We start from the raw sequence: 24,934 nt of genomic DNA on the forward strand, positions 1-24,934 counted from the left end.
TAACCGACCGATTCCGGTCAATTAACGGTCACATTCCCTGAGCGCCTGGTTTCAGGCGCTCAGGGCCACCTGTCCTTGTGTTGCCAACAAAGTTATCCACAGTTTCTGTGGGCAACTTATTGTTAACGTTTCAGCGTCCCTGAGCCCCCCGGCGCAGCCAGTCATGTACAAACGCCAGTTTACGCTGGGCAGTCTGCGACAACACAAAGGGATAGAGATCCGAGAGCCCCATGGACCGGTTAACGTGATTAACCCGTATCGCCAATGAGGCTGCCACGTTAATCAGACGGGCTGTGTCCGGTTCCGCATACGGGTCCCAATGGGGGCCAGGCACTTCCGGTGACGACAGGCCCGCGGCAATAAAGCTGTCCGTAATGTCCGTCAGATGCAGCAGGTGCGCTGCCGTCTCGGCCCAGTCTTCGTGGGGGTGTGCAGACGCGTAGGAAGTCAGGTAAAACTGCTTCCATTCGGGCGGTGGCCCGTTGTGATAGTGGTACTGGAGCGCAGCCGGATAATCCCTGCGTTCATCACCGAATACCTCCCGGAATGCATCAAGAAAGTCGTCACGCAGGCTGAGGCGCCACCAGAGCATGTGAGAAATCTCATGGCGCATATGGCCGACCATTGTGCGGTATGGTTCCTGAAGAGCCTGACGCCGGGTTGCCCGCACTACCGGATCGGCTTCCGCGACACTGATGGTCACCACGCCATTAGCATGCCCCATGGCCACCGGCGTCAGTCCCTCGGCGAGCATGTGAAAAACGGGGCGCGTACCGGGGTCTTCCGGTCGGAACCAGTGCCAGCGCCCGAGATTGTCCAGTGTCCAGCGCTTTGCTGCTTCGGTTTCAGCCCAGTTAGGCATGGCGTTGAAAATATTCGGATCCGGTGCCAGTGCAGTCATCGCACAGGAGCGGCAGAAGGCGCCTTCCTTTGGCGCAATCCAGTTGCATCCGATGATTTCCCGATTTGCACAGAAAGGCCGCATGGGAAGAAAGGCTCGCGCCTGCGGATCGTAGGCGACGGGCATACCATCGGCGGTGGTCAGGTTATCGAACCAGAGTGAGCCCGAACCCAGGGGGTTAGAGAATACCAACATGATGCAAGTGCTCCAGCTGAGCGACATGAGACGTGAGACCGGGAATCATTCCCGGTACCGTAACCACTCACGGTACAGGCGTTTGGCAAACTCATTCAATGAATTAAAGAACTCAATTAACTCTTCTCAGGGCCCGGTAAGGGTATTCCCTCCCCCTCAACCCGCTCAACAAGGCCGCTGTTCCGCTGCAATTCGATCCCACTGGTACCATTCTGAAGCCCATGTGGGGGGGCTATGCGGCCATATAGGCGAACAGTTCAGCGGTACCGGGCCGGAGGTGAGCCGGCCTAGAAACTGGACAGCTCATCTTGCAGGTCGCGCTTCAGTTCTTCCGCCTCGGTTATCCAGAGAGTACTGTCGGCACCCGGAAATACGCCAATTTCCAGGCCGTCCCTGGTCAGACCCGGCACCCACTTCTTGAAGAAGTCAGGCAGGGAAATGCTTTTCGGCGAGAGATCGTCCGATCCTTTCGCGTACTCCGTCGCGAACGCGGCACTGGGCCAGACCGGTAAATGCGCCACACCGTCTTCTTCGGAAACAATCTTCAGAAAAAAGTTCTCGGCATTGACCAGTATCCAGATCTCGCGCTCCTCGAGCACTTCACTCAGAAAGTAGTCGTATCGATCTTCGCCATTCATTTCGAGTATTTGTGTCAACTGGTCACTGCTCATAATGTTTCGCTACTCCGATGGATTGCTCTCAGAACCTGTATGCCCGGGAGCCTATCACGTATTCCTCCGAAACCATTTAGCGTTTTCATGAAACACTGATGCAGCAGCCTGTACCAAACAGTGAACGAACCGTGACTCTTTTGTGATGAATGCCCCTGCGGCCTTTAGGGATACTAAACTGGAAATAATAACCCTGACAGGAGTCAGAATCATGAAACGAGTCATCATCACACTGGCACTGGCTGCCGCGCCCATCCTCTCGCAGGCCGCCGAATTTGATGTAGAGATACACAATCCGACGCGCGGCCTGTACTTCACCCCGCTGCTGGTTACTGCCCACCCTGCGGGTGTCACACTGTTTGAGACTGGCAGTGCAGCGTCCAGTGAGCTTCAGGCGATGGCAGAAGGTGGCGACATTTCCGGACTGGTCACGCTAATGAATACGGCCGGAGCGACCACAGTCCAGGATCCGGCCGCTGGCCTGCTGATCCCAGGGGCTAGCGCGACCGCCACACTCAATACCGACAACGCCGCTGCCAATACCCAGCTGTCGATTGTGGCAATGCTGTTGCCTACCAACGATGGCTTTCTGGCACTCAACAACCTGGAAGTACCCACCGAACCCGGCACCTACACCTACAACCTGAACGCTTATGATGCCGGCACCGAAGCCAACGATGAGGTTCGCGGCAGTGGCACTCCCGGGCAGCCTGGTATGCCAGTACCTCCGCCGCTGGATCCCGTGTTGGGTAACAATGGCACAGGTGCCGCCAGCTCGGCTGAAGGTTATGTACACATCCACCGCGGCAATCTGGGCGATACCGATCTCACCGGTGGCAACAGCGACATCGTCAGCACGCTGCACCGGTGGTTGAACCCGGTGGCCCGCGTGACCGTCACAGTGAAATAGACAGGAGGTGCACCATGCTTTTTCGCAAACAGATGCTCGTACTCCTGCCTCTGGCTGCCTTGGTGGCCGGCTGTAGTTCTGACAACGACAACCCACTGACCAGTGCCCGGGAATATCGCTATCAGGTAACCATCACCAACCTTACCGCAGGGCAACCGTTATCCCCCGCCGCCGTGGTTCTTCATCGTTCCGACTGGCAGGCCTTTACCCTGGGTGTACCTGCCTCGGTCGAGCTGGAGACATTGGCCGAAGGTGGAGACAACAGTGACTTCATAGCGGCAGCAGGTGCCGATAGCAATGTCCGATCCACCGCGTCCGGCCAGGGTGTTATCGTCCCGGGTGCCTCTGAGCAAATTACGGCCTCGGCCTCGGTTAGCTCCGACGATGAGGTGCTGCTGAGCTGGGCCTCAATGCCTGTGAACACCAATGATGGTGTGGCAGCAGTTCGCGGTGTGGATCTCAGCGGTTTGGCGGTCGGCGATAGCAAGACCTTCCTGGCCATCAGTTACGATGCCGGCACCGAAGCCAACAGCGAATCTGCAGATACTGTACCCGGGCCCGCCGCCAGCGGACTGGCCGAGGGCTTTAACGCCGCCCGGGACGATGTGAGAGATGCCGTTTACATCCATGCCGGCGTAGTGACCCAGGACGATGGCCTCAGTACCTCTATGCTTGGGGGAAGTCAGCGCTGGGACAACCCGATTGCCAGTGTCCGGGTTGAAAGGCTGCAATAGGCTTCTGAAAAAACCACAAACAGGAAGCGCCGCTCTCAACAGCGGCGCTTCTTTCTATCAACAGTTCGGCAGGCATACCCCCGGGGCGCTAACCGGGCCGGTACCCCAAATGCCGGGAAATCTCCTCCCCGGCCTTCCTCAACTCACCGATCCATTCATCTTTTCTCCGCTCGATGGGCGCAGACACTGACAGTCCAGCACTTACATTGCCTGACTGTTCAAAAAGCAGGACACCAATACAACCCACGCCAATCTCAGCTTCTTCGTTGTCCAGCGCATAGCCCTGTCGAACGCTGATGAAACAGGCTTCTTCAAGCTTCTCCAGCGAAGACAGCGTATTGCGGGTGTAGGCAGGCAGGTTGGTTCGACGGGCGTAGCTCTCAATCGCGTCCTCCCCCGCAAGGCCCAGCATGAGCTTACCCACAGCGGTGACATGCAACGGAGCGCGACTGCCTACAATCTGGTTGACATGCATCATGCGATTTGGCGTGACCTTTTCAAAATAGATCACCACATCACCTTCCCGGATCGTGAGATTGATGGTTTCACCCAATCGATCACACAATTCCTGCATGTATGGGAGCGAGACAGCTCGCAGGTCAATATCCGAATGCAGACGGTTGCTCAGTTGCAGCAACCTCTGGCCCAAACGGTAATCCCCATTTGAGTCCCGCTCAACAAACCGGTTGCTGGTCAGTGACTGAAGAATCCGGTAGGCCGTTGACGGCGCCAGCCCGGTCTCTGCGCTCAGCGCTTTCAGCTTGACTGGCTTGGAATAACGGCCAATTGCATCCATCAGCAACGCGGCCCGGTCAATTACCTGAATGCGTGGTTCGATCTTGGTATCAGTCATCAGGCGCTCCGGATTAGAAGACCAGGTCAGGTTCAAGGTAAGTCTACGGTCATTTTATAATACGGATTACACATTTCACAATGTGGAATTTTTATTAATGACCAACAGAAATTTTTACTTCTTTAAAACCAACTGGTTAAAAAAACGGCGGCTATTCCGCTCAATAATTCCACATTGTGGAATTTTCTCATATTGCGCAAAGATAACTCGGGAGCCTATCGTTAAGGCATGAAGCAGGAAAGGCAGCCACGGCGACGGGGCTTCCGGTAATGACAATAATGAAGGGAGTGCAACCTCATGTCTGACCAGAACCCGATCTTTATTCCCGGGCCCACCAATATCCCCGACCGGCTGCGCCACGCAATGAATGTCCAAAGCAGCGACCACCGGTCACCGGACTTTGTTGAGACTCTCTCCCCCCTGCTGCAGGACTGCAAGAAAGTTTTCCGAACCCAGTCGGGCGAAGTCATCCTGTTTCCCGCCAGTGGCACCGGAGGCTGGGAAGCTGCCATCTGCAATACCCTGTCCCCCGGCGATAAGGTTCTGATAGCCCGCTACGGTATGTTTTCCCATCGCTGGATTGATATGTGCCAGCGGCACGGACTGGACGTTCAGATCATTGAATGCTCATGGGGCAGCGGTGCACCTGCGGATGAATTTCAGCGAGCCCTGAGCGCCGATACCCAGCAAGAGATCAAAGCGGTACTGGTAACCCATAACGAAACCGCGACCGGCGTAAAAAGTGACATCGGCGCCGTTCGCAAAGCGATGAACAGCAGCGCTCACCCTGCCCTGTTGCTGGTTGACTGCGTCAGCTCACTGGCCTCCATGCCTTTCGAAATGGACGACTGGGGCGTAGATATTGCCGTTTCGGGTTCCCAGAAGGGCTTCATGCTGATCACCGGCATGGCTATCCTCGCGGTCAGCCAGAAAGCACTGGCCGCAATGGAAAACGCCGGTCTGTCCCGTGCTTTCTTCGACTTCCGCGGGATGATGGCGGCCAACGCCCAGGGCGGATTCCCTTACACGCCGCCGTTGCAATTGATCTGCGGCCTGCGGGAAAGCCTGAAGATGCTGTTTGAGGAAGGGTTGGACAATGTTTACGCCCGTCACTTCCGGCTGGCAGAGGGCGCTCGCCAGGCGATTAAGGCCTGGGGCCTGAACCTGTGCGCCCAGTCTCCCGAACTCTACTCCCATACCGTTAGCGCCATATACGTGCCCAAAGGTTTCGACAGCAACAAACTGACGGACCACGCGTTCTCGAAGTACGGCGTTTCCTTCGGCATTGGCCTGGGTGAAATGCACGGCAAGGCATTCCGCATCGGCCACCTGGGATCCCTGACAGACACCATGGTTCTGTCCGGGCTGGCAACCATCGAGATGGCCATGGCGGATCTCGACTACCCCATCGAACTGGGTGAAGGCGTTCGCGCCGCCCAATCCTATTTCCGCGCGACGGCCGCATAACCGCTCGACGCTGACTGACGAGGTGAACCATGAGCGATCAAAAGAGCCAAATACCGACGTTTGAAGATGTTCTGGAGGCCCATGAGCGGATCAAACCTTACATTCACCGGACGCCGGTACTGACATCCCGGTTCCTGAACGAGCTGACCGGAGCAGAACTGTTCTTCAAGTGTGAGAACTTTCAAAAGGCCGGCGCGTTCAAAGTGCGCGGCGCCTGCAATGCGGTGTTTGGCTTAAGTGCCGAGAAAGCCGCGATCGGCGTCGCTACCCACTCTTCCGGCAACCATGCCCTGTCGCTTTCCTACGCGGCGGGCAGGCGCGGCATCCCGGTAACAGTCGTCATGCCTCACACTGCGCCCCAGGCCAAGAAGGATGCAGTACGAGGCTATGGCGGCAAAATCGTGGAGTGTGAACCCTCCACCACTTCCCGCGAAGCTGTCTTTGCCGAGGTCGTGGCCGAATCCGGCGCAGAGTTTGTGCACCCTTACAACGACCCGAGGGTTATCGCCGGCCAGGCCACCTGCTCCCTGGAACTTCTGGACCAGGTGCCGGAGCTGGATGCGGTTATCGCGCCCATCGGTGGCGGTGGCATGATTTCCGGAACCTGCCTGACCCTTTCAAACAAGGCTACGGGCGTGAAGATATATGCGGCCGAACCACTGAATGCCGACGATGCAGCCCGCTCCCTCAAGGCCGGTCACATCATTGCCGATGATGCGCCGAATACCGTGGCGGACGGTTTGAAAGTACCACTGAAAGAACTGACCTGGCATTTCGTGAGCAACTACGTCTCCGACATCTTCACCGCGACCGAGGAGGAAATCATCGACGCCATGAAACTGACCTGGAAGCGAATGAAGATTGTGATTGAGCCCAGCTGTGCGGTGCCGCTGGCCGCCATCCTTAAAAATCCTGAGGTCTTTCGGGGGAAACGAGTCGGCGTGATCATCACCGGCGGCAATGTGGATCTGGACGCACTTCCCTGGAACTAAAACAACATCTGATTAGGAGACATATCATGACAGCCTTTATACGCCCCGAAGAACTGGAAGTTGGTTACGACATCCCCGCCGCCATCGGCATGGATGAAAGCGAAATTCAGACGCCTTGTCTGATCCTCGATCTGGACGCACTGGAGGGCAACATCAAGAAAATGGGCGACTATGCCAAGGCGCATGGAATGCGACACCGGGTACACGGCAAGATGCACAAGTCCGTTGATGTCGCCAGATTGCAGGAAAAACTGGGTGGCGCTATTGGCGTTTGCTGCCAGAAGCCCTCTGAAGCCGAAGTATTCGCCCGGGCTGGCATCAAGGACGTCCTGGTTTCCAACCAGGTACGCGATCCGCTGAAAATCGACCGCCTCGCCCGACTGCCCAAACATGGCGGGCGGATCATCGTTTGCGTTGACGACATCGAAAACGTTGCGGACTTATCGGCGGCCGCCCAGAAGCATGGCACCGAACTGCATTGCTTTGTGGAGATTGACTGTGGTGCAGGACGTTGCGGCGTCAACTCCACTTCGGAGGTTGTCACCATCGCGCAAGCCATTGATGCTGCCACCAACCTTAAATTTACCGGCATCCAGGCCTACCAGGGCGCGATGCAGCACATGGCATCCTACGACGAGCGCAAGGCAAAACTCGATGCCGCCATCGCCATGGTGCAGGACGCGGTGGATGCCTTGAAAGCAGTCGGCCTGGAGCCGGAACTCGTCTCAGGCGGCGGTACCGGCTCATACTATTTCGAGAGCAACTCTGGCGTTTACAACGAACTGCAATGTGGCTCCTACGCCTTCATGGACGCCGATTACGGCCGCATCCTCGACAAGGAAGGTAAGCGTATCGACCAGGGCGAATGGGAAAACGCCCTTTTTATCCTGACCAATGTCATGAGCCACACCAAGGCCGACAAGGCCATTTGCGATGCCGGCCTCAAGGCCCAGTCGGTCGACAGCGGCCTACCGTTTATCTATGGGCGGGACGACGTGGAGTACATCAAGTGCTCAGACGAGCACGGCGTGATCAGTGACCCCCAGGGCGTTCTCAAGGTGAACGATAAACTCAAGCTGGTGCCCGGGCACTGCGACCCGACCTGCAATGTCCACGACTGGTACGTTGGTGTTCGCAACGGCAAGGTCGAGGCCCTCTGGCCCATCAGCGCCCGCGGCAAAGTGTTCTGATCCAGGCTTCTGAGTCCCCCGGCCCCCGAGCGGGGTGGGCTGACTGATACCCGAAGGAGAATAACGATGGAAACCTCATCCAGAGAACCGTCCCAGCTGCATCAGATTCTGATCGTGAACGAAGACGCCTGCCGGGAAGTTATTGGGCGCCGTGAAGCCTTTCAGGCGGTCGAAGCCGTGTTCGCATCCATGGCCCGAGGGGGCGCCTATAATTTTCCCGTTGTCCGTGAAGCGATCGGCCATGCCGACGCGCTCTACGGCTTTAAATCCGGATTTGACCGCGAAGCACTGGTTCTGGGCGTAAAGTCCGGCGGATACTGGCCAGGCAACGCCGCCAGAGGACTCACCAACCACCAGTCCACTGTCGTGCTTTTCGATCCGGACACCGGAAGACTCAAGGCACTTGTGGGCGGCAACTACCTGACCGCCGTCCGCACCGCGGCATCCTCCGCCGTATCCATTGCCCACCTTGCCCGCAGGGATGCAAAAGTGCTGGGAATGGTCGGTGCCGGCTATCAGTCAACGTTTCAGCTGCAAGCAGCACTTGAACAGCGGGCCTTTGAAAAAGTAGTGGCATGGAACGCCCACCCCGAGCACCTCGCCCGGCTGGCCGCCATTTGCGAGGAGAAAGGCATTCCCTTCGAAGGGGTGTCCCAAAAGGAACTGGGAGCGCAGTCGGACGTAATCATTACCATCACCTCCGCCTTTGAGCCGCTCTTGGAGGCTGACTGGATAAAGCCGGGCACTCACCTGGCGTGCATGGGTACGGATACCAGGGGCAAGCAGGAAGTTGATCACAGGCTTCTGGCACAGGCGACGGTTTTCACCGATGAGGTTGCCCAGTCAATCAGTATCGGTGAGGCCCAGCATGCGGTGGCCGCAAAAATCCTGTCTGCGGATCAGATCACGCCGATCGGAGAAGTGATCAACGGTACAAGCCCCGGCCGCCAATCAGAGGAAGACATTACCCTGTTCGATGGCACCGGCGTCGGTCTGCAAGACCTGGCCGTGGCATCAGAGGCTGCGAGGCTGGCCGAAGCCGGCGGGCTTGCCCAGAGGGTCACACTATAAGGCAGGCTTTATACCGCTAGCAGATGCGGGGCAGCTGTTCACCAGAAAGCCGGTCGACAACACGGGAGCCGCCAATAAGGCTTTGCGCGGTGACCAACCCCGCGTTTCCCTCCAGAAACAGGCCGATATCGACGGTCGCTTCGCTCACACTATGACGCCTGAGGATGTCGATAGCCCGATCAACATCTTCAGGCGCTACGACTGCCATAAAGCGGCCCTCATTAGCCACATGCAAAGGGTCCAGGCCCAGCAGCTCGCAGACCGCAGAAACATCTTCCCGCACCGGGATATCCGCTTCCCGGATCTGGGCCGCCAGGCCCGCGGTTTCAGCCACTTCCACCAATGCACTGGCGAGGCCGCCACGGGTGAGATCCCGAAGGCAGCGTATGGCTATGCCCTCATTGAGCAGCGCCAGAACCGGCGGCGCAATCGACGCACAATCACTCTCAATCGCCGATTCCAGGTCAAGTTTCTCCCGTGCAGCCATCACCGCAATGCCGTGCCGGCCGATATCGCCACTGAGCAATAGCCGGTCCCCTGGCTTCACCTGACCGGGCTCAATCGGGTGGGGTGCCACCACCCGGCCCACTCCGGCGGTATTGATATAAAGACCGTCTGCCTTGCCACGTTCCACTACCTTCAGGTCACCGGTGACTATCCGCACACCCGTTTCTCTGGCAGCGGCGGCCATGGAACCGACAACACGCCGCAGGATGGCCAACGGCAAGCCTTCCTCCAGGATAAAACCCGCGCTCAGATACTGCGGCTCTGCCCCACACATGGCAATATCGTTCACCGTGCCGTGGACTGCCATTGCGCCGATATCCGAGCCCGGGAAAAATAGTGGCCTGACCACATAGGAGTCGGTCGTGAATGCGATGGCTCCGGCCATGTCCAGCACCGCGCCGTCATGCTGGCGCTCCAGCCAGGGATTATCAAATGCCGGACGAAAGAGACTGTCGAGCAACTGGGCCATCGCCCGTCCGCCGCCACCGTGGGCCATTTTCACAACCTCCTGGTCATCGTTGGCCAGTGGGCAGTGATCCCCGCTGCCTTCATTCATGCGACGGACCTCCGGACTGTCTGCGATAGCGGTAATAGGCGGCACAGGCACCCTCTTCAGACACCATAGTAACGCCCAGGGGATGTTCGGGCGTGCAGCGGGTACCGAAGGCCGGGCACTGGTCGGGGCGGATTTCGCCGCGCAAAACCGCACCACTGGAGCACTCCCCCCGGCCCTCATCCTGGCCGGTTACCGCACCAAAGCGCGTTTCAGCGTCAAAGGCTCGATAAGCCGGCGATAACCCGAGGCCGCTCTCGGGGATCTCCCCCATCCCGCGCCACTGCCTGGGAACCACCTCAAACACAGCCTGCATCACCTGCTGGGCCGGCTTGTTGCCGGGGCGGCGAACTGCCCGGCTATACTGATTCTCAACAGAGCTCTCGCCCCGCTCCAGCTGGCGCACGCAGAGATAAACCCCTTCCAGGATATCCAGCGGTTCAAATCCGGTCACCACGATCGGCACCCGGTGCCGGCGCGCAATCGGCTCATACTCTTCGTATCCGGTAATTGCGCAGACATGGCCCGCCGCCAGAAAGCCCTGAATGCGGTTACCGGGACGTTCCAGAAGGTTGCGTATCGCCGGTGGCACGAGCACTTGCGAGACCAGTACCGAAAAATTCTCGAGCCCTTCCCGCTCGGCCTGGTAGACAGCCATGGCATTGGCCGGAGCCGTGGTTTCAAATCCGACCGCGAAGAAAACCACGTCGTGACCCGGATGCTGGCGAGCCACCGCGAGCGCCTCGATCGGCGAATAAACCACCCGGACATCGGCGCCCCGGGCGCGGGCGGCGGCCAGATCCGAGTGCGTTCCGGGCACACGCAGCATATCGCCAAAGGTGCAGAGAATGACGCCCGGTGTGCCGGCGATTTCCAGAGCCTTGTCGATGTAATCGATGGGGGTCACACAGACCGGGCAACCCGGACCATGGATAAGGGAGATCTCTTGCGGTAGCAGCTGGTCAATCCCGAAGCGCATGATGGCGTTGGTCTGTCCGCCACACACCTCCATTAACGTCCATGGGCGTGTGGTGATGCGGGCAATGGCATCCGCATAAGCCCGGGCCGCCTCAGGCGTGCGGTATTCGTCGCGGTATTTCATTGTTCCAGTATTTCCAGGTACTCGAAAACCCGTTCAGCCTCGCGCGGATCTACGACCGTGATGGCGAAACCCACATGCACCAATACATAATCGTCGGGCTGCACTTCCGGAACGTAGGCCAGATTAACCGACTTGACGACACCGCCGAAATCCACCCGTCCCTGACGAGTGAGCGGGTCATCACCGTCAATGCTGATCACGCGTCCCGGTACGGCCAGGCACATGGCGCCTCCCTGTCTTGATTCAATCGGCTAGCCCAGGCCAGCTGGCCCAAAGCCAGACCGCCATCATTGGCCGGTACCTGGCACGACCAGAAAGCCTGAAAACCCGCGGCCTTCAGGGCCAGTATGGTGGACTCCAACAGGTAGCTGTTCTGAAAACACCCACCTGCCAAAACAATACAGGATAACTGCGACTGTTTCGCCATGCTGACAATGACGTTCACCAGCCCTCCGTGAAAGGCCGCGGAAATCTCGGACACCGATGCGCCACGGGCAATGTCCGCCAGCACGCCCTCTATCACCGGCGCCCAGTCCACCTGCCAGGGGCGATCGGTGTCTGGAGCTGACAGGTCAAACCTGTATGGCTGCGGTGTGCTCTCACGATCCAGCACCGCTTCCAGCTCAGCCGCCGCCTGGCCCTCGTAACTGGCCTTCTGGCAGATTCCTGCAAGCGCGGCCACGGCGTCAAACAGCCGGCCAACACTGGAGGTTTCCGGAGCGTTAAGTCCCGCCTTGAGGGCCTGCAACAGCAGCTTTCTCTCGGCACGGGTAAAGTCGCTCACCGGCGGCAAGGCCTCACACTCCGTGAGTTCCTCGCCGATCAACGCGTATAACAGACCGAAGGCTGAACGGCGGGGTTCGCGCATGGCTGCTTCGCCACCGGGCAGGCGAAACCGCCTCAGGTGCGCCATGCGCTGGTAGCCTTGAGGACCCACACACAGGAATTCCCCGCCCCATACCGTGTGATCGTCACCGAAACCACTGCCATCCCACGCCACGCCCAGTACCGGCTCACTGAGCCCGTGCTCAGCCATAACCGCGGCAACATGAGCCACATGGTGCTGGACAGCGCAATGCAACGGACCCAGTTCCAGCGCCTGATGTGTTGTGTAGTAATCCGGGTGGCCGTCGTGAGCCCAGCACCGGGGCCGTGTAGCAAACATTCTTTGCAGGCTGTCCACCGTGCGGTCGAAGCCCTCCCGGCCCAGGGCGTTGTCCATATCCCCCAGATGCTGGCTCAACACCACCCCACTGTCAGTACTCAGGGCCACCGTGGTTTTAAGGTGGCCACCGGTGGCTCCCCACCCTGGAGGCACAGGGAGAGGCAAAGCCAGGTTCGGCGAGTAGCCACGCGCTCGGCGGAGCAGTTGCGGGCACCCAGCCGCCACGCGGGCCACGGAATCATCCAGTGGACGTAAAATCGGGCGATCATGAACCAGAAAACCATCAGCGATATCGACCAGACGTGCCCGTGCTTCATCGTTATCGATCGCAATCGGTTCACCGTTCCTGTTGCCGCTTGTGGCGACAACAGGGAATCCCAGATCCCGCAGCAACAGCTCATGTAACGGAGTAGAGGGCAACATCACCCCCAGGTCCGACCTGCCCGGGGCGAGGTTGTCTGCCAGACCGTGGTTGCGTGTGTGCAACAGAACAATCGGCCGTTCCGGACCGGTGAGCAACTGGCGTTCCTGCGCCGATACCGGGCAAACCCCTTGCAGCGACTCCAGCGAACCGAACATAACCGCGAGGGGCTTGTCGGGCCGCCCTTTACGCTCCCGCAGCATTCGAACCGATTGCACGTTGCGGGCATCGACCAGAAGCTGAAACCCACCCAGTCCCTTGAAGGCAATGATCTCCCCCGCTGCCAGACGGCCAGCCGCTTCATCCAGTGCCGCCTCATCCTGCGCAAGGATGTCACCATCACTTGGGAAAAAAGCCAGGCGCGGACCACAGTCCGCGCAGGCCGTAGCCTCGGCATGGAACCGGCGGCTGGCCGGGTCATGGTATTCCGCCAGACAACGACCACACATCTGAAAATGTCTCATCGCAGTATTCGCACGATCATAGGGCAACGCCTCAATCAGGCTGTAACGGGGGCCGCAATCCGTGCAATTGATAAAGGGATACCGGTAGCGTCGGTTATCGGGGTCATACAACTCCTGCAGACATTGCTGACACGTGGCCCAGTCTGCAGGCAACTGCGCGGAGGCCTCCCCCCGCTTTTCGCTCTCCCGGATGCTGAATTCCCGAAACGCCCCGGGGTGGGCAACGGGTTCTGTGTGAACATCGTCAATGCGGGCATTGGCCGGAGCATGCTGTATCAACGCGGAGACCAACTGTTCCAACACCACCGGATGACCTTCAGCCTCAATCTCCACACCCTCGGGTGAGTTTCCAACCCATCCTGTGAGCCCCAGCTCCGTAGCCTGACGATAGACGAAGGGGCGAAAACCCACGCCCTGGACAACGCCTCGAACACAGACCCGCCAACGAGTCAGGAGTGTTTCGGCGGTGCTATCCTGCGTCACTGCAGCGCCTCGTCGTCCGTCTCCAGCTCCAGGCTTTGCAACAGGACATCCTGAGCATTGGCGTGGTTGATATCGTCAGAGGTCTCAATCTGCAAGCGGGCCCGCTCAGCACAAGTACCTGCTGCTTCCTGTCGAAAGTGGTCGCTGAAGTGATCCGGCGACATGTGGCAAAGCGCCCCCAACCAGACCGCGATGTCCACAACCCGGTCTGCTCCCTCCTCGGCGCAAATCGCCTGAAGCTTATGGATCAGGTTCTTGACCAGCGCCGTCTCATGCATGTCCATCCTCCTGTGCAATGGCATCGAGCAAGGCTTGAGTTACCTCGGGAATGGCCGCATCAACGGGCACCGATAGCCCCTCACCCGCTTCAAACGTGGCGGCCTCCACTGCAAAAACGCGGCACACCGGGGGCAGCAGGTCCAGGGCCCGCGCCAGCTCAACAGCCTCGGACAGCCCCAACGCATGAGACGAATACGCACCACCCAGTGACGGTAAGGGCTTGTTGCTGGCATCGAAAGCCCGAAGGCTGCCAGGCTCCAGCCCCATTGCTGCGGCATCAACCAGATACACAGCCTCGGCTCCGTCCATACAATCCATCAGCCCCGCAACTTCACCATTGTGTTCAAAGGCACTGACGGATTCCGGCAGCCGGCCCTGCAGCGCCTGCACCACCGCCGGCCCGACCGCATCGTCTCCCCGATCCATATTACCAATGCCAATGATCCTGACAGGCTTCAAGGATTCATTCATGTCGAACATCCAGCTTTAAAAAATGCGTTGCACAGGAGATACAGGGGTCATAGTTCCGAATGGTCTGCTCACAGCGTTCGCGCAGAGCATCGGCCGGCAAATGGAGCCAGCCGCCTACCAGTTCCTTCAGGTCGGCTTCGATGCTGGGCTGATTCTGCGATGTGGGCGGCACAATTTGCGCCTCCAGGATTCGGCCTTCCGCATCCAGCTGATAGCGGTGGAACAGCAGCCCCCTCGGCGCCTCGGTGCACCCAAAGCCCTCAGAGGCCTTCGGCTCATGTGGTACAAAAGGCTGTTCGGGTTCCTCGTAGGAAGCTATCAGGCGCAGCGCTTCATCGCAGGCGTACAGCACTTCAATGCTGCGCACCACAATGCTTTGAAATGGGTTGTTACAGGTGGCACCCAGACCCGCTTCTTTAGCGGCCTCCCGGGCCAGGGGGGAGAGCTTGTCAAAATTGAGGCTGTAGCGCGCCAGGGGTCCGACCAGGTAGCAATCGTGCTCTCGCAGGTGCGAATGCAACGCCGTCGAACGTTGGACGTGGGACTCCACGAAGTGCTGATTGTAATCCTCAACGGCGATATCCAGACCACGACTGGAAATGATTCGCCCGGCATTCATGGGGTACTCATCCGGATGGTGCAGCGCCACCAGATGGTAGTCACGTTCGGCTTCCGGAATGTCCAGGGTGGCCGTCCAGCGCACCGTTGCCAATGCATCCTCGCGGGCCTGCTTCAAGGTTTCAGCCAGAGGCGCCAGTTCCTTGCGGGTCGGGGTACGATAGAAGCCACCCACACGCACATTGATAGGATGGATTTCGCGGCCACCCACCAGCGCCATGATGGCATTACCCGCTTTTTTCAGGGCCAGGCCCCGTTTGACGATGTCGGGATAATCCCGGGCCATGTCCACCGCCCCGGCGTAACCCAGAAAATCCGGTGCATGCAGCATGTAGATGTGCAGAGCATGGCTTTCAATCCATTCACCGCAATACAGCAACCGTCGCAATGCCCGCAGCGGCCCGCCCACTTCGATACCCAGTGCGTTTTCCATCGCATGTACAGAGCTCATCTGGTAGGCCACCGGGCAGATACCGCAGATGCGGGCGGTGACATCAGGCGCCTCTGAATAATCCCGACCGCGCAACAGCGCCTCGAAAAAGCGCGGCGGTTCGAAAATCTGCAATTCGGCGCTACTGACCTGACCATCCCGAACCGTCACATTGAGGGCACCCTCGCCCTCAACCCGCGCCAGATAGTTCACTTTTATGGTCTTACGAGTCATGACGTTCGCTCTCTTCCCGGAAAGGATCGGCCCATGCATTAAAGGTCCGATAAAAGCGCAGGCGCTCGTCCTGATTCATCCCCAGTTGATCCAGACGCTCACTCAGGGCCGGCGCATTCGGATTTTCCTTGGGTCCATAGCAACCGTAACAGCCACGATTGTACGACGGGCACAGGGCATCGCAGCCAGCGTGAGTCACGGGCCCCAGGCAAGGCGTGCCATGAGCTACCGTCACGCAGACATTGCCCTTGAGTTTGCAGTCCAGGCATACGCTGTGTGCCGGTGTAACGGGTCGCCGGCCACGCAGGAACGCGGAGACGACTTCCAGTAACTGCGACTTGCTGATCGGACAACCACGCAATTCAAAGTCCACGGCCACGTGATCGGAAATTGGCGTGGATGTGGACAGGGTTTCAATGTATTCAGGGTGCGCATAGACGGCAGCAAGGAAATCGTCGATGTCGGCAAAGTTACGCAATGCCTGGATTCCGCCGGCGGTGGCGCAGGCGCCGATCGTGATCAGGGTTCGCGAGCGCCGCCGCACCTCCTGGATACGCTCGGCATCATGGGCAGTGGTGATCGAGCCCTCTACCAGCGAAAGATCGTAAGTGCCCCGAATACTGCTGCGGGTCGCTTCCGGGAAATAGGCGATGTCGATCACTCCGGCAACGCGCAGCAGTTCATCCTCACAATCGAGCAAACTCAGCTGGCAACCATCGCATGAGGCAAATTTCCAGACACCGAGGCGTGGTTTGTGATCAGTGACGGGCATATCAGAACTCCTTGAGACTCAGCAGCCCACGGACCTTACTAAATGGGAGCACCGGGCCATCCTTGCAGACAAACGTCGATCCGAACTGGCAATGACCACAGTGTCCCAGGGCGCACTTCATGTTCCGCTCCATGGACAGATAAATCGCTTCATCTTCAACGCCGGCATCGCGCAAAGCGCTCGCGGTGAACCGCATCATGATTTCCGGACCGCATACCATGGCCACCGTGTCTTCCGGATCGAACGCCAACGTCGGAATCAACGTGGGGACCACCCCTACCTTGCCCTGCCAATCGCTACCGGCGTGATCAACCGTAATGTGGACGTCGAAGTCCGGGAGCCTGCTCCATTCCTCCAGTTGATCGCGATAGAGGATATCGTCGGGGCTGCGCGTTCCATAAAGCAACACAACACGACCGTAACGTTCCCGATTGCGCAACACGTGGTAGATGGCGGGCCTCAGTGGTGCCAGCCCCAACCCACCGGCAATCAACAGCAAATCCGACCCTTCCGCAGCAGCCATCGGCCATCCTGTACCAAAGGGACCGCGTAAACCCACGGCCGCCATCGGCTGCATAGCCGCGAGCTGGCTTGAGACCGGACCTACCGCCCGAATCGTATGAACCAGGCTCTCTGTCAGGCTGGTGTCGCCACTGAGGCTGATAGGCACTTCACCCACGCCGAAGACATACAGCATGTTGAACTGCCCCGGCAGAAAAGACCGCTTGCCGACCTGCTCCAGTTCCAGAGTCCAGGTGCTCTCCAACTCCTGCTTTCGGCTCAGAACCCGGACCGGCTCGGGCACCCAAAGGTCCTGTGAGGTCATTGAGGCTGCTCCGGAGCGCCGTAAACATCCAGAATTTGCATCTGTGTTGCGTGAAGCCGGCTTGTCAGGATCGGAAGTAATCGCTTCATGACTGCATAGCCCAAAGCCGGGTCCTCGTCGCATTTTTTCCGCAAGCAATGAGCGTCCAACGCAATGGCCCGTGTCAAACTCATAGCACGGGCATCCGAGGCCCAATGATAGGGGGGCAGGACCCAGGATACGCCCACCACGTCGCCGTCATGGAGCGTCTGAAAACTGACCGGCGCTTTTCCCGGCACCGCAAGTTCAAGTGCCACCTGGCCGTGGCGAACCAGGTACAGGTAATCCGCATCTTCGCCCTGATGAAAAAGATATTCCCCCGGATTGAAGCGGACGTTTCGGGCGCACCCGCACATGAGGTCACAAAACTCGCTGTTCAGGCCTTCGAAGAACGGGTGTTCACATACAATCTGAGCGATGTTTTTCATGTCTGTTCTCCTGGCGGGATATCACCCTGAATGGCGCGCACCTCTTCGGTGATATCTATGCCCACAGGACACCAGGTGACGCATCGGCCGCATCCGACGCAGCCCGACGTACCGAACTGCTCCACCCAGGTGGCCAGTTTGTGGGTCATCCACTGACGGTAACGGGACCGGGTCGAGTTGCGAACACTCCCGCCATGAATGTAAGAAAAATCGGCATTGAAACAGGAATCCCAGCGTCGACTGCTCTCGGCGGTGACGCCCTCCAGATCAGAGGTATCTTCTACCGTGGTGCAAAAACAGGTTGGGCAAACCATGGTGCAGTTAGAGCAACTCAAACAACGCTCGGCGACATCGTCCCAGCGAGGATGTTCCAGGTTGTCCATCAACAGCGCAGGAATGGCCGTTTGCGGCATACTGCGACCCATGTTTCGACGAGTTCTCTCTACCACGCCTCTGGCGGCCGCAAGATGGGCCTCGGTTGCCGGCTCTTTTGGCAATTCAGCCAGGATAGCAGCACCTTCTTCTGAACCTGACTGAATCAGGAAACCGTGGGATTCCTCCCCCAGCAATTCTGTGAGCACCAGATCGTATCCGCTTTTGACATCCGGCCCCGTGTTCATCGAATCGCAAAAGCAGGTACCACCAGCCTCGGAACAATTCAGGGCGACGAGAAAGGCCTGTTCCCGGCGACTGCGATAATGGGGATCGGCGTTATCCCCCATCAACACTCGGTCCTGAATGGCTATGGCTGCGAGTTCGCAGGCGCGCACACCCAGAAATGCATAACGCGGCGGGTCGTCCCGAACAGGCGCAAAGTGCAATTGGTCTTCATTGATGGTCGCCTGCCACAGGGAAACACGGGGTGGGTGCAGAAAACGTTTCCAGCTGTGAGGCCCCACTGCATAGCCAAAAAGCGCGTTATCTGCGCGTTGTTTCAGCCGGTAGTGACCGCCGTCCTGTTCATCGGTCCAGCCGGAGGGGAGATCTTCAATGCGGGAGAGTTCTTCATAAACGATGGCCTGGTCGCGGACCCTCGGCCCGACGACCTCATAACCTCGCTCGGTCAATACATCCAGCAGACACTGTAAGCCGTCCAGAGTGATAACCGAATAATCGCCCTTATCGTCCATGCCCCAACCTTCCATCGCTGGCGATGAAGACATCGCCCATCAAGTCATTGCCTGAGACAAGCTTTAGCTCAGAGGGGATTTCTGTCAATGCCTGCAGACGTTAAAAGATACGGGTCAGCCAAAGTAATCCTGCATCCAGTCAAACAGGGTTCCAGCACTGACATCCGCCAAAACCATACTCTGGAAGTTGTCGCCAACTTCGTCTTCCATGGTCACGAACTGATAGAGCAACGTGCCGGGCTGTTCATCATGCAGAATCAGGGTAATGCGCCGGCGGGTGCGCAGGCAGTCGAGGGTCATGACATCGGCGGGAATGCCGGCATCGCGCATGCCGCGGCGCACTTCAACCACCGGATTGATGTTTTCGTGGGTGGCCTGGATGCGCGCGTGGGCATCGCTGGCCATGTCGGACAAGGTTTTGAGGGGATCTTCAGACATTCGGCGCGACCTGTTTTGAAAGACACAAGCAAGACATCGTGGATTATGGAGAATTCCCAGCCCTTTTGACGCTGATCAGACAGACGTCAGCCTGCCCATGGTACAACCTGAAACAATGAATCAGTCCGGGTCAGAAGCGCGTGCGAGTTCAGCGCCGAAAGCCGGTCGCTGTATAAGCGCGTCAATTGTCACCAGAGAAAGCTCTCCAGGAAGGAAACTACCATGACACACGACAGTACCCCAAAAATCGACAGCTCCCGCCTGAAAACCCACATTGACGCCATGGCGGAACAACACGTGGACGTAACCCCGGACGCCTCATCCCGGCATTTACACAATGGTGTCGACACGCCACTCCCGCCTGCGGACTTGCACGGCAGCTATGTCAATCACCGCCCCCTGCCGACCGAAGGCGTTAACGATCGCAATGCCTACATCATTGGCAGTGGCATCGGAGGCCTGTCCGCGGCCTTCTTCCTGATCCGTGACGGTCATATGCCCGCGGGCAACATTACGATTATCGAAGAGCAGAAGATTGAGGGCGGCGCGCTGGATGGTGCCGGTAATGCCGAGGATGGCTACATCGTTCGTGGCGGCCGCGAGATGGAGATGACCTATCAGAATTTCTGGGATGTGTTCTCGGAAATACCCGCTCTGGAACTACCCGAGCCTTTCACCGTGCTCGACGAGTACCGGATCGTAAATGATGCGGACAAGAACTGGTCAAAAGCCCGGCTTCTGGAAAAACAGGGCCAGATCCGGGACTTTTCAACCATGGGGCTTAGCCGGCTTCAGCAGCTGGAGCTCATGCGGCTGTTTCTGGCGCGGAAAGAAGACCTGAATGACATCACGGTGCAAGACTGGTTCAGCGAAGGTTTTCTTAACAGCAACTTCTACACCTTCTGGCGCACCATGTTTGCCTTCCAGAACTGGCATTCGGTGCTGGAAATGAAGCTGTACATGCATCGCTTCCTGCATCTGATGGACGGACTGAACGACATGACGTCGCTCGTCTTTCCCAAATACAACCAGTACGACAGCTTCATTCGCCCATTAATGGCCTGGTTGAAGGACAAGGGTGTCAGGGTCCAGTACGACACAATCGTGTCTGACCTGGAGATGGATGTCAGCGGCGAAACCAAAACCACCACTGCAATCCAGTGTCACACCAGCAATGGCGACAAGACGATCACCGTCCATCCGCAGGATCTGGTGTTCGTGACTGTCGGCTCCATTGTCGAGGACACGGCCTACGGCGATGATGACACGGCGCCCGAACTGAATGTGAACACCCCAGACCCGCAGGTTGGCTCAAGCTGGCAACTCTGGAAGAATCTGGCCCGGAAATCCCCCGTCTTTGGCCGACCCGAGAAATTCTGCGCCGACGTACCCGCTTCAACATGGGAGTCGGCAACACTGACCTGCAAACCCTCACCGCTGACAGAAAAGCTGAAGGAACTGGCGGTCAACGATCCCTATTCTGGCAAAACGGTCACCGGCGGCATCGTCACGTTCACCGACTCGGCCTGGTTAATGAGTTTAACCGTGAACCGCCAACCACACTTTCCGGACCAGCCTGATGACGTCCTTGTGCCCTGGGTGTATGCCTTACTGGTGGACAAACCCGGCGATTATGTGAAAAAGCCAATGCCAGAATGCACTGGCAAGGAAATACTGACCGAGCTGTGTTACCAGCTCGGCCTTATCGATCAGGTGGACGAAGTGATTGCAGCCACCAAAGTCCGCACCGCGCTGATGCCTTACATCACAGCCCAGTTCATGCCCCGCGCCAGCGGAGATCGCCCGTGGGCAGTTCCGGAGGGGTCAACCAACCTCGCCTGCCTGGGTCAGTTTGTCGAAACCCACAACGACGTCGTGTTCACACTGGAGAGTTCAGTTCGCACGGCTCGTACCGGGGTTTATAGCCTGCTTGGAATCAAGAAACAGGTGCCCGACATCTACCCCGGCCAATACGATATCCGCCGTCTGTTAAGGGCAACACGAACGCTGAACAACAACGAGGCGTTTCTGGGCGAAGGCATCCTTCGTCGCATTCTGGGGGGAACTTATCTGGAAAACATCCTGCCCCTTGGCCCCGACGAGACCCCCTCTGACCTGCGCACGCACGGACTGTTCGAGCAGCAACTGGACACCCTGCGCGGCCTGATTGAGGAAAGCCACACGCTGGACACTGCTAAAAAATGGGTTCAGGGGGCAATAGACAACCTGCGCCGACGTCGCTGAGAGGTCAGGTCAGAGGTCAGGCCCCGTTGTTACACGGGGCTGACCTCCGCAGATTCCCCCGGAAGCTCATTCTTTCAGCCAGTTAACAGCATCGGCCTCATGTTCGAAAAACTTCAGGTCGCCCGCCATAAACCAGTTACCGACCTTCGCGATGTTGTCCTGCCAGACCTTGTGACCAAAAACCGCGATTTTATCGACTTGCAGGCCGTGTTTTAACGACAGGTTGAAATCATCCCAGGCCGCGCGGACCTCCCACCCCTCGAGTTCTGTCACATCAAACAGAACTTTCACCTTTCTCTTTTTAATCCCACTCAGGGCACCATCAATCATCGGGCTGATCGTGCCAAAGTCATCGTGGGTCAGCTTTCCCCGTGCCTTGAAGGACAAAAACACATTGTCATCGACTCTCTCAATGCCAATGGACACGCCATGCCGCTTTATACTCATCTCCAGATCCTCCTTCCTGAGTCCCTTGTTCCCAAATCAGTGTACAGTTAACTATTGTAGATCCGGAACAGTCCAGATTTGCCCACGGCTGTCGGGTAATGTTGATTGGTGAGCGCGTGAAGAAACTTTTCATAATTTGTGGCCTGGCCCTGATACTGGCGACTGTTTTCAGTGTGTTCGCCCGTCCGGTTCCTATCGAGCACAAACTGATACAGATCCAGGCCGGCGATATGCTGGAAGATTTCCCCGGCATCGAACAAGAGCCGGTCGGGATTCAGGCGATACTGCTGGACATGGCCGACGATCCGCTGCTGCTCCTGAAGGCGCAGGCTGCATTTATTCGCTATCCGGACATGGCCCGCAAAGTGTTTTCGCTCTATGGCACGGAGCCGGAATTTCAGGAAATTCTGCGGCGTTATGGGGAGATGATTCTGCCACCGATCCATCATTTTCTGACACGGCCTATCGGCACCATTGAGCTGATGAACCAGACTGCCCAGCGCTACCAGGCAATCAAACAATTCTTTTCCGGCAATGAGGATAACGGCAACACCGCAAACGGAGCGCCTGGCCAGTACCAGGAGCTTTCCCCGGAAGAACGGGGCTGGTACGCCGTCAATTTCATTGAGAGTGAGGGCCATGATTTCCTCGGCCAGTTCATTGTGGATGCCCAGGGTGAAACCCAGTGGATCGTCACGGAACGCATGCTGGAAGGACTGAACCAGTTTTTCACCAGTGGCATACGCGGCCTGGAAACCAGCTACCGCTCAGGTGAAGAGCTTACCGCTGGCGATATTGGCTGGGCATCGGTCGACGTGCTGGTATTCGCCAGTGCGGTGAAAGTTCTCCGCGTGGGACGTGCCGCAGCAGTGACCACCAGGAACGCCAGCCGCGGCACACGGTCGGCGGCCTTTGCAGCCCGGGTAAGCCAGGGTGGGCGTATGGTTCTGAACAGCGCCCGCTACGCGAAGTGGCCCGTGGTTATCGGTGCCGGTTACCTCGTGATTACCCACCCCAGCCTTATCAGCGACGTGTTTGCAGGCATTGCGGATGTGCTGGGCTATCCCGTGCTGGCTGTTCAGTTTGCGGGCTGGTTTTTGCTATTGGTTCCGGTCATTTATCTCAGTAGCTGGCTGATTTGGCTTTTGGGCCCGCTGTTTATGGGGTTGTTGCGCGCAGCTCACTTTACGCTGGCCAGGCTTAGTGGCAGGGGACGTCGTGCTTCCGGGTACGGGGAGCTATGACGCAAAGAAGCAAGGTGAGTGGCTAGTCAATCAGCCCGGATTGCTGAACCAGGCAACCCATCATCGTTATCGAGACATCCCGGAAAACAGCATCGGACGCGACAATACTTGGGAACCTGTCAGCCATGGCCCGACGGCAGGCAGGCTCTCGCGCCTCGCTGTTTTTAACGCACGCAGAAAACTCTTCGCTGCCTCTGGAGTGGCCGGTAGCTTCCTCACAGAGGGCAGGAACCTGGCCAGTCAGGTAACCCAGGACAACACTGAGCTCCACCGGATCCGAGGCCAGGTGCGTGAAGCGACTGGCGTCGACAGATTCTGGCTGTTCCCGGGTTTGTTCCCAAACCACGAAAATCAGTGCCGCTGAAACAAGAGTGACGGTAACCGCAGGGAACTTCATGGGAGGCTGTCCGGGTTGTTGACGTGAGCCGGCGATGATAAAGACTCTGCAGCGCCACGCCAAGCGGGCGCGTTCTCACAATTCACTCTCAATGCCCTTGCCGAGTACCCTGTCTGCTGTCAAGCTTCCCAGTACTTTCAAACAGATGCCCAACTTAACTCTACAAGGAACCTTTCAATGGGAAGCTCAAAACTCGTCGGTGTCGTTCTACTCGTGGTTGGTGTTGCCCTGCTCTACTTCGGTTACCAATCCACGCAGTCCGTTGGCAACCAGCTAACCGAGACCGTCACAGGCCGCTTTACCGATGAAACCATGTGGTACCTGATTGGCGGCGCCGCAGCTGCCGCAGCCGGCGCCTTCCTCACCCTCTTCAAAAAATAAAGGGGCGTTACTGCAGGCTCTCAAACGCGCTTTTCACATGGCTCGCGAGAGCATTGTTTAGACGGTTGGATCCTCGGCGGACCAGAGCCAGCTGATAGGAGCCGATCTCGGGCAAATTGTCGCTGACAACCTGCTTCAGCGGCGGGCGCACGAGACTTAGGGGAAACGGTGCAACGGCAAGGTCCGCCAACATGGCGGCCTCCTGGCCAGAACAGTGCTCACAGGTGTATGCAATCCGGTACGGTGTACTGGCCCGATCAAGTGCCCGTAACGTCATCCGGCGCCAGGAACACCCCTCATGCGCCACGGCAACCGGGAGTGGCGTCCGCTGGAACGCGGAGGCTCCTTCCCGGGCAGCCCAGACCAGAGGCTCCTCATGCACGACTTGACCACGAATTTTTTTGACCCCATCGGCAACAGTGACCAGCGCCATATCGAGTTCTCCCGCATCCAGGCGCTCCAGATTTTGCTTGCTTGATCCGACAACAACATTCACCAGCACGGCCGGATACGAGCGGGCAAATTGTGCAAGCACTTCAGGCAGAATTCGGGTGCCGACGTCGTCCGATGTGCCGATACCCACCTTACCCTCAAGCGTAGGCGCAACGAAATGCTGGACCGCCTCCTCGTTGAGGCTCAACAACCGACGGCTGTAGCCCAGCAACACCTCACCTTCTGTGGTTAACCGGACCTGCCGAGGCTCACGAATAAAAAGAGTCTTGCCCAGGTTCTGCTCCAGTTGCTTGATCTGCATACTCAGAGCCGAAGGCGTCCGGTGAACCATCTTTGCCGCACTGGTAAACGTTCCGCATTCTGCAATCGCGACAAAGGTTCTCAACACGTCATTATCGAGCAGCGGCATAGTCACTTGAACGAA

Annotated in this window: 27 protein-coding genes; 9 read left to right on the top strand and 18 right to left on the bottom strand. The window is 58.1% G+C overall.

Annotation, left to right across the window (positions count from 1 at the left end; genetic code table 11):
• Positions 1 to 130: 130 nt before the first annotated feature.
• Complete coding sequence (locus KFJ24_RS10620) at positions 131 to 1,096, bottom strand: zinc-binding metallopeptidase family protein (RefSeq protein ID WP_250831055.1); 966 nt, start codon at positions 1,094 to 1,096, stop codon at positions 131 to 133.
• A gap of 287 nt (positions 1,097 to 1,383) precedes the next feature.
• Positions 1,384 to 1,767: a DUF2750 domain-containing protein gene (locus tag KFJ24_RS10625; RefSeq protein WP_250831057.1), complete on the bottom strand. Its 384-nt coding sequence runs from the start codon at positions 1,765 to 1,767 to the stop codon at positions 1,384 to 1,386.
• Between the two features lie 211 nt (positions 1,768 to 1,978).
• On the opposite strand from KFJ24_RS10625, the gene KFJ24_RS10630 reads away from it, so the two are divergent.
• Both KFJ24_RS10630 and KFJ24_RS10635 read left to right on the top strand, forming a co-directional pair.
• Positions 1,979 to 2,677, top strand: a complete 699-nt coding sequence (locus KFJ24_RS10630; RefSeq protein ID WP_250831058.1) for a spondin domain-containing protein — start codon at positions 1,979 to 1,981, stop codon at positions 2,675 to 2,677.
• A gap of 14 nt (positions 2,678 to 2,691) precedes the next feature.
• Entirely contained in the window at positions 2,692 to 3,411 is a 720-nt protein-coding gene (locus tag KFJ24_RS10635) for a spondin domain-containing protein (RefSeq protein ID WP_250831059.1), read from the top strand.
• A gap of 88 nt (positions 3,412 to 3,499) precedes the next feature.
• Here KFJ24_RS10635 and KFJ24_RS10640 read toward each other — a convergent pair whose 3' ends face one another.
• Positions 3,500 to 4,264, bottom strand: coding sequence for an IclR family transcriptional regulator (locus KFJ24_RS10640; protein WP_250831061.1), 765 nt, complete (start codon positions 4,262 to 4,264; stop codon positions 3,500 to 3,502).
• Positions 4,265 to 4,561: 297 nt separating this feature from the next.
• On the opposite strand from KFJ24_RS10640, the gene bhcA reads away from it, so the two are divergent.
• The 4 genes from bhcA to bhcD all read left to right on the top strand — a co-directional run bounded on the left by bhcA (position 4,562) and on the right by bhcD (position 8,984).
• On the top strand, positions 4,562 to 5,731 hold the full coding sequence (gene bhcA / locus KFJ24_RS10645; protein ID WP_250831063.1) for an L-aspartate--glyoxylate aminotransferase BhcA: 1,170 nt from the start codon (positions 4,562 to 4,564) through the stop codon (positions 5,729 to 5,731).
• A gap of 29 nt (positions 5,732 to 5,760) precedes the next feature.
• On the top strand, positions 5,761 to 6,723 hold the full coding sequence (gene bhcB / locus KFJ24_RS10650; protein WP_250831064.1) for a beta-hydroxyaspartate dehydratase BhcB: 963 nt from the start codon (positions 5,761 to 5,763) through the stop codon (positions 6,721 to 6,723).
• Between the two features lie 26 nt (positions 6,724 to 6,749).
• Positions 6,750 to 7,913, top strand: a complete 1,164-nt coding sequence (gene bhcC, locus KFJ24_RS10655; RefSeq protein WP_250831065.1) for a 3-hydroxy-D-aspartate aldolase BhcC — start codon at positions 6,750 to 6,752, stop codon at positions 7,911 to 7,913.
• 66 nt (positions 7,914 to 7,979) lie between these two features.
• Positions 7,980 to 8,984 (top strand): iminosuccinate reductase BhcD, encoded by a 1,005-nt coding sequence (gene bhcD, locus KFJ24_RS10660; protein ID WP_250831066.1) that lies wholly within the window; start codon positions 7,980 to 7,982, stop codon positions 8,982 to 8,984.
• Between the two features lie 16 nt (positions 8,985 to 9,000).
• Here the strand turns inward: bhcD and hypE are convergent, their stop codons facing one another.
• The 12 genes from hypE to KFJ24_RS10720 all read right to left on the bottom strand — a co-directional run bounded on the left by hypE (position 9,001) and on the right by KFJ24_RS10720 (position 19,344).
• Positions 9,001 to 10,047 carry a hydrogenase expression/formation protein HypE gene (hypE, locus tag KFJ24_RS10665; protein WP_250831067.1) on the bottom strand — a complete coding sequence of 349 codons (1,047 nt, stop codon included), beginning with the start codon at positions 10,045 to 10,047 and terminating at the stop codon, positions 9,001 to 9,003.
• Positions 10,040 to 11,146: a hydrogenase formation protein HypD gene (gene hypD, locus KFJ24_RS10670; protein WP_250831068.1), complete on the bottom strand. Its 1,107-nt coding sequence runs from the start codon at positions 11,144 to 11,146 to the stop codon at positions 10,040 to 10,042. Before hypD ends, hypE begins: the two co-directional genes overlap by 8 nt.
• Positions 11,143 to 11,370, bottom strand: coding sequence for a HypC/HybG/HupF family hydrogenase formation chaperone (locus KFJ24_RS10675; RefSeq protein WP_250831069.1), 228 nt, complete (start codon positions 11,368 to 11,370; stop codon positions 11,143 to 11,145). Before KFJ24_RS10675 ends, hypD begins: the two co-directional genes overlap by 4 nt.
• Positions 11,343 to 13,679 (bottom strand): carbamoyltransferase HypF, encoded by a 2,337-nt coding sequence (gene hypF / locus KFJ24_RS10680; protein WP_250831070.1) that lies wholly within the window; start codon positions 13,677 to 13,679, stop codon positions 11,343 to 11,345. The genes KFJ24_RS10675 and hypF overlap by 28 nt, the downstream gene beginning before the upstream one ends.
• A complete protein-coding gene (locus KFJ24_RS10685; protein ID WP_250831071.1) occupies positions 13,676 to 13,957 on the bottom strand; it encodes a hydrogenase/urease maturation nickel metallochaperone HypA in 282 nt (93 codons plus the stop codon). The genes hypF and KFJ24_RS10685 overlap by 4 nt, the downstream gene beginning before the upstream one ends.
• Positions 13,950 to 14,429: a hydrogenase maturation protease gene (locus KFJ24_RS10690; protein ID WP_250831072.1), complete on the bottom strand. Its 480-nt coding sequence runs from the start codon at positions 14,427 to 14,429 to the stop codon at positions 13,950 to 13,952. Before KFJ24_RS10690 ends, KFJ24_RS10685 begins: the two co-directional genes overlap by 8 nt.
• Positions 14,422 to 15,711, bottom strand: a complete 1,290-nt coding sequence (locus KFJ24_RS10695) for a Ni/Fe hydrogenase subunit alpha (protein ID WP_250831073.1) — start codon at positions 15,709 to 15,711, stop codon at positions 14,422 to 14,424. The genes KFJ24_RS10690 and KFJ24_RS10695 overlap by 8 nt, the downstream gene beginning before the upstream one ends.
• The gene (locus tag KFJ24_RS10700; RefSeq protein WP_250831074.1) at positions 15,701 to 16,483 is read right to left on the bottom strand and encodes an oxidoreductase; all 783 of its coding nucleotides are present in this window, start codon (positions 16,481 to 16,483) and stop codon (positions 15,701 to 15,703) included. The genes KFJ24_RS10695 and KFJ24_RS10700 overlap by 11 nt, the downstream gene beginning before the upstream one ends.
• Before the next feature lies 1 nt (position 16,484).
• The gene (locus KFJ24_RS10705) at positions 16,485 to 17,309 is read right to left on the bottom strand and encodes an FAD/NAD(P)-binding protein (protein ID WP_250831075.1); all 825 of its coding nucleotides are present in this window, start codon (positions 17,307 to 17,309) and stop codon (positions 16,485 to 16,487) included.
• Positions 17,306 to 17,776: a cyclic nucleotide-binding domain-containing protein gene (locus KFJ24_RS10710; protein ID WP_250831076.1), complete on the bottom strand. Its 471-nt coding sequence runs from the start codon at positions 17,774 to 17,776 to the stop codon at positions 17,306 to 17,308. Before KFJ24_RS10710 ends, KFJ24_RS10705 begins: the two co-directional genes overlap by 4 nt.
• Positions 17,773 to 18,906, bottom strand: coding sequence for a 4Fe-4S dicluster domain-containing protein (locus tag KFJ24_RS10715; protein WP_250831077.1), 1,134 nt, complete (start codon positions 18,904 to 18,906; stop codon positions 17,773 to 17,775). The genes KFJ24_RS10710 and KFJ24_RS10715 overlap by 4 nt, the downstream gene beginning before the upstream one ends.
• Positions 18,907 to 19,020: 114 nt before the next feature.
• The gene (locus KFJ24_RS10720) at positions 19,021 to 19,344 is read right to left on the bottom strand and encodes a hypothetical protein (RefSeq protein WP_250831078.1); all 324 of its coding nucleotides are present in this window, start codon (positions 19,342 to 19,344) and stop codon (positions 19,021 to 19,023) included.
• 222 nt (positions 19,345 to 19,566) lie between these two features.
• Between KFJ24_RS10720 and KFJ24_RS10725 the strand changes: the two genes are divergently transcribed.
• Positions 19,567 to 21,588: an oleate hydratase gene (locus KFJ24_RS10725; protein WP_250831079.1), complete on the top strand. Its 2,022-nt coding sequence runs from the start codon at positions 19,567 to 19,569 to the stop codon at positions 21,586 to 21,588.
• 66 nt (positions 21,589 to 21,654) lie between these two features.
• Here the strand turns inward: KFJ24_RS10725 and KFJ24_RS10730 are convergent, their stop codons facing one another.
• Complete coding sequence (locus KFJ24_RS10730) at positions 21,655 to 22,035, bottom strand: STAS/SEC14 domain-containing protein (protein ID WP_250831080.1); 381 nt, start codon at positions 22,033 to 22,035, stop codon at positions 21,655 to 21,657.
• A 116-nt stretch (positions 22,036 to 22,151) separates the two neighbouring features.
• On the opposite strand from KFJ24_RS10730, the gene KFJ24_RS10735 reads away from it, so the two are divergent.
• Positions 22,152 to 23,279, top strand: coding sequence for a hypothetical protein (locus KFJ24_RS10735; RefSeq protein WP_250831081.1), 1,128 nt, complete (start codon positions 22,152 to 22,154; stop codon positions 23,277 to 23,279).
• Positions 23,280 to 23,301: 22 nt separating this feature from the next.
• Here the strand turns inward: KFJ24_RS10735 and KFJ24_RS10740 are convergent, their stop codons facing one another.
• Complete coding sequence (locus tag KFJ24_RS10740; protein ID WP_250831082.1) at positions 23,302 to 23,676, bottom strand: hypothetical protein; 375 nt, start codon at positions 23,674 to 23,676, stop codon at positions 23,302 to 23,304.
• A gap of 177 nt (positions 23,677 to 23,853) precedes the next feature.
• Between KFJ24_RS10740 and KFJ24_RS10745 the strand changes: the two genes are divergently transcribed.
• Positions 23,854 to 24,057 (top strand): DUF3185 family protein, encoded by a 204-nt coding sequence (locus KFJ24_RS10745; RefSeq protein ID WP_250831083.1) that lies wholly within the window; start codon positions 23,854 to 23,856, stop codon positions 24,055 to 24,057.
• 7 nt (positions 24,058 to 24,064) lie between these two features.
• Here the strand turns inward: KFJ24_RS10745 and KFJ24_RS10750 are convergent, their stop codons facing one another.
• Complete coding sequence (locus tag KFJ24_RS10750; protein WP_250832619.1) at positions 24,065 to 24,919, bottom strand: LysR substrate-binding domain-containing protein; 855 nt, start codon at positions 24,917 to 24,919, stop codon at positions 24,065 to 24,067.
• Between the last annotated feature and the right edge of the window lie 15 nt (positions 24,920 to 24,934).

Origin of the sequence: Marinobacter sediminum (assembly GCF_023657445.1) — a bacterium.
Classification (GTDB): Bacteria; Pseudomonadota; Gammaproteobacteria; order Pseudomonadales; family Oleiphilaceae; genus Marinobacter; species Marinobacter sediminum_A.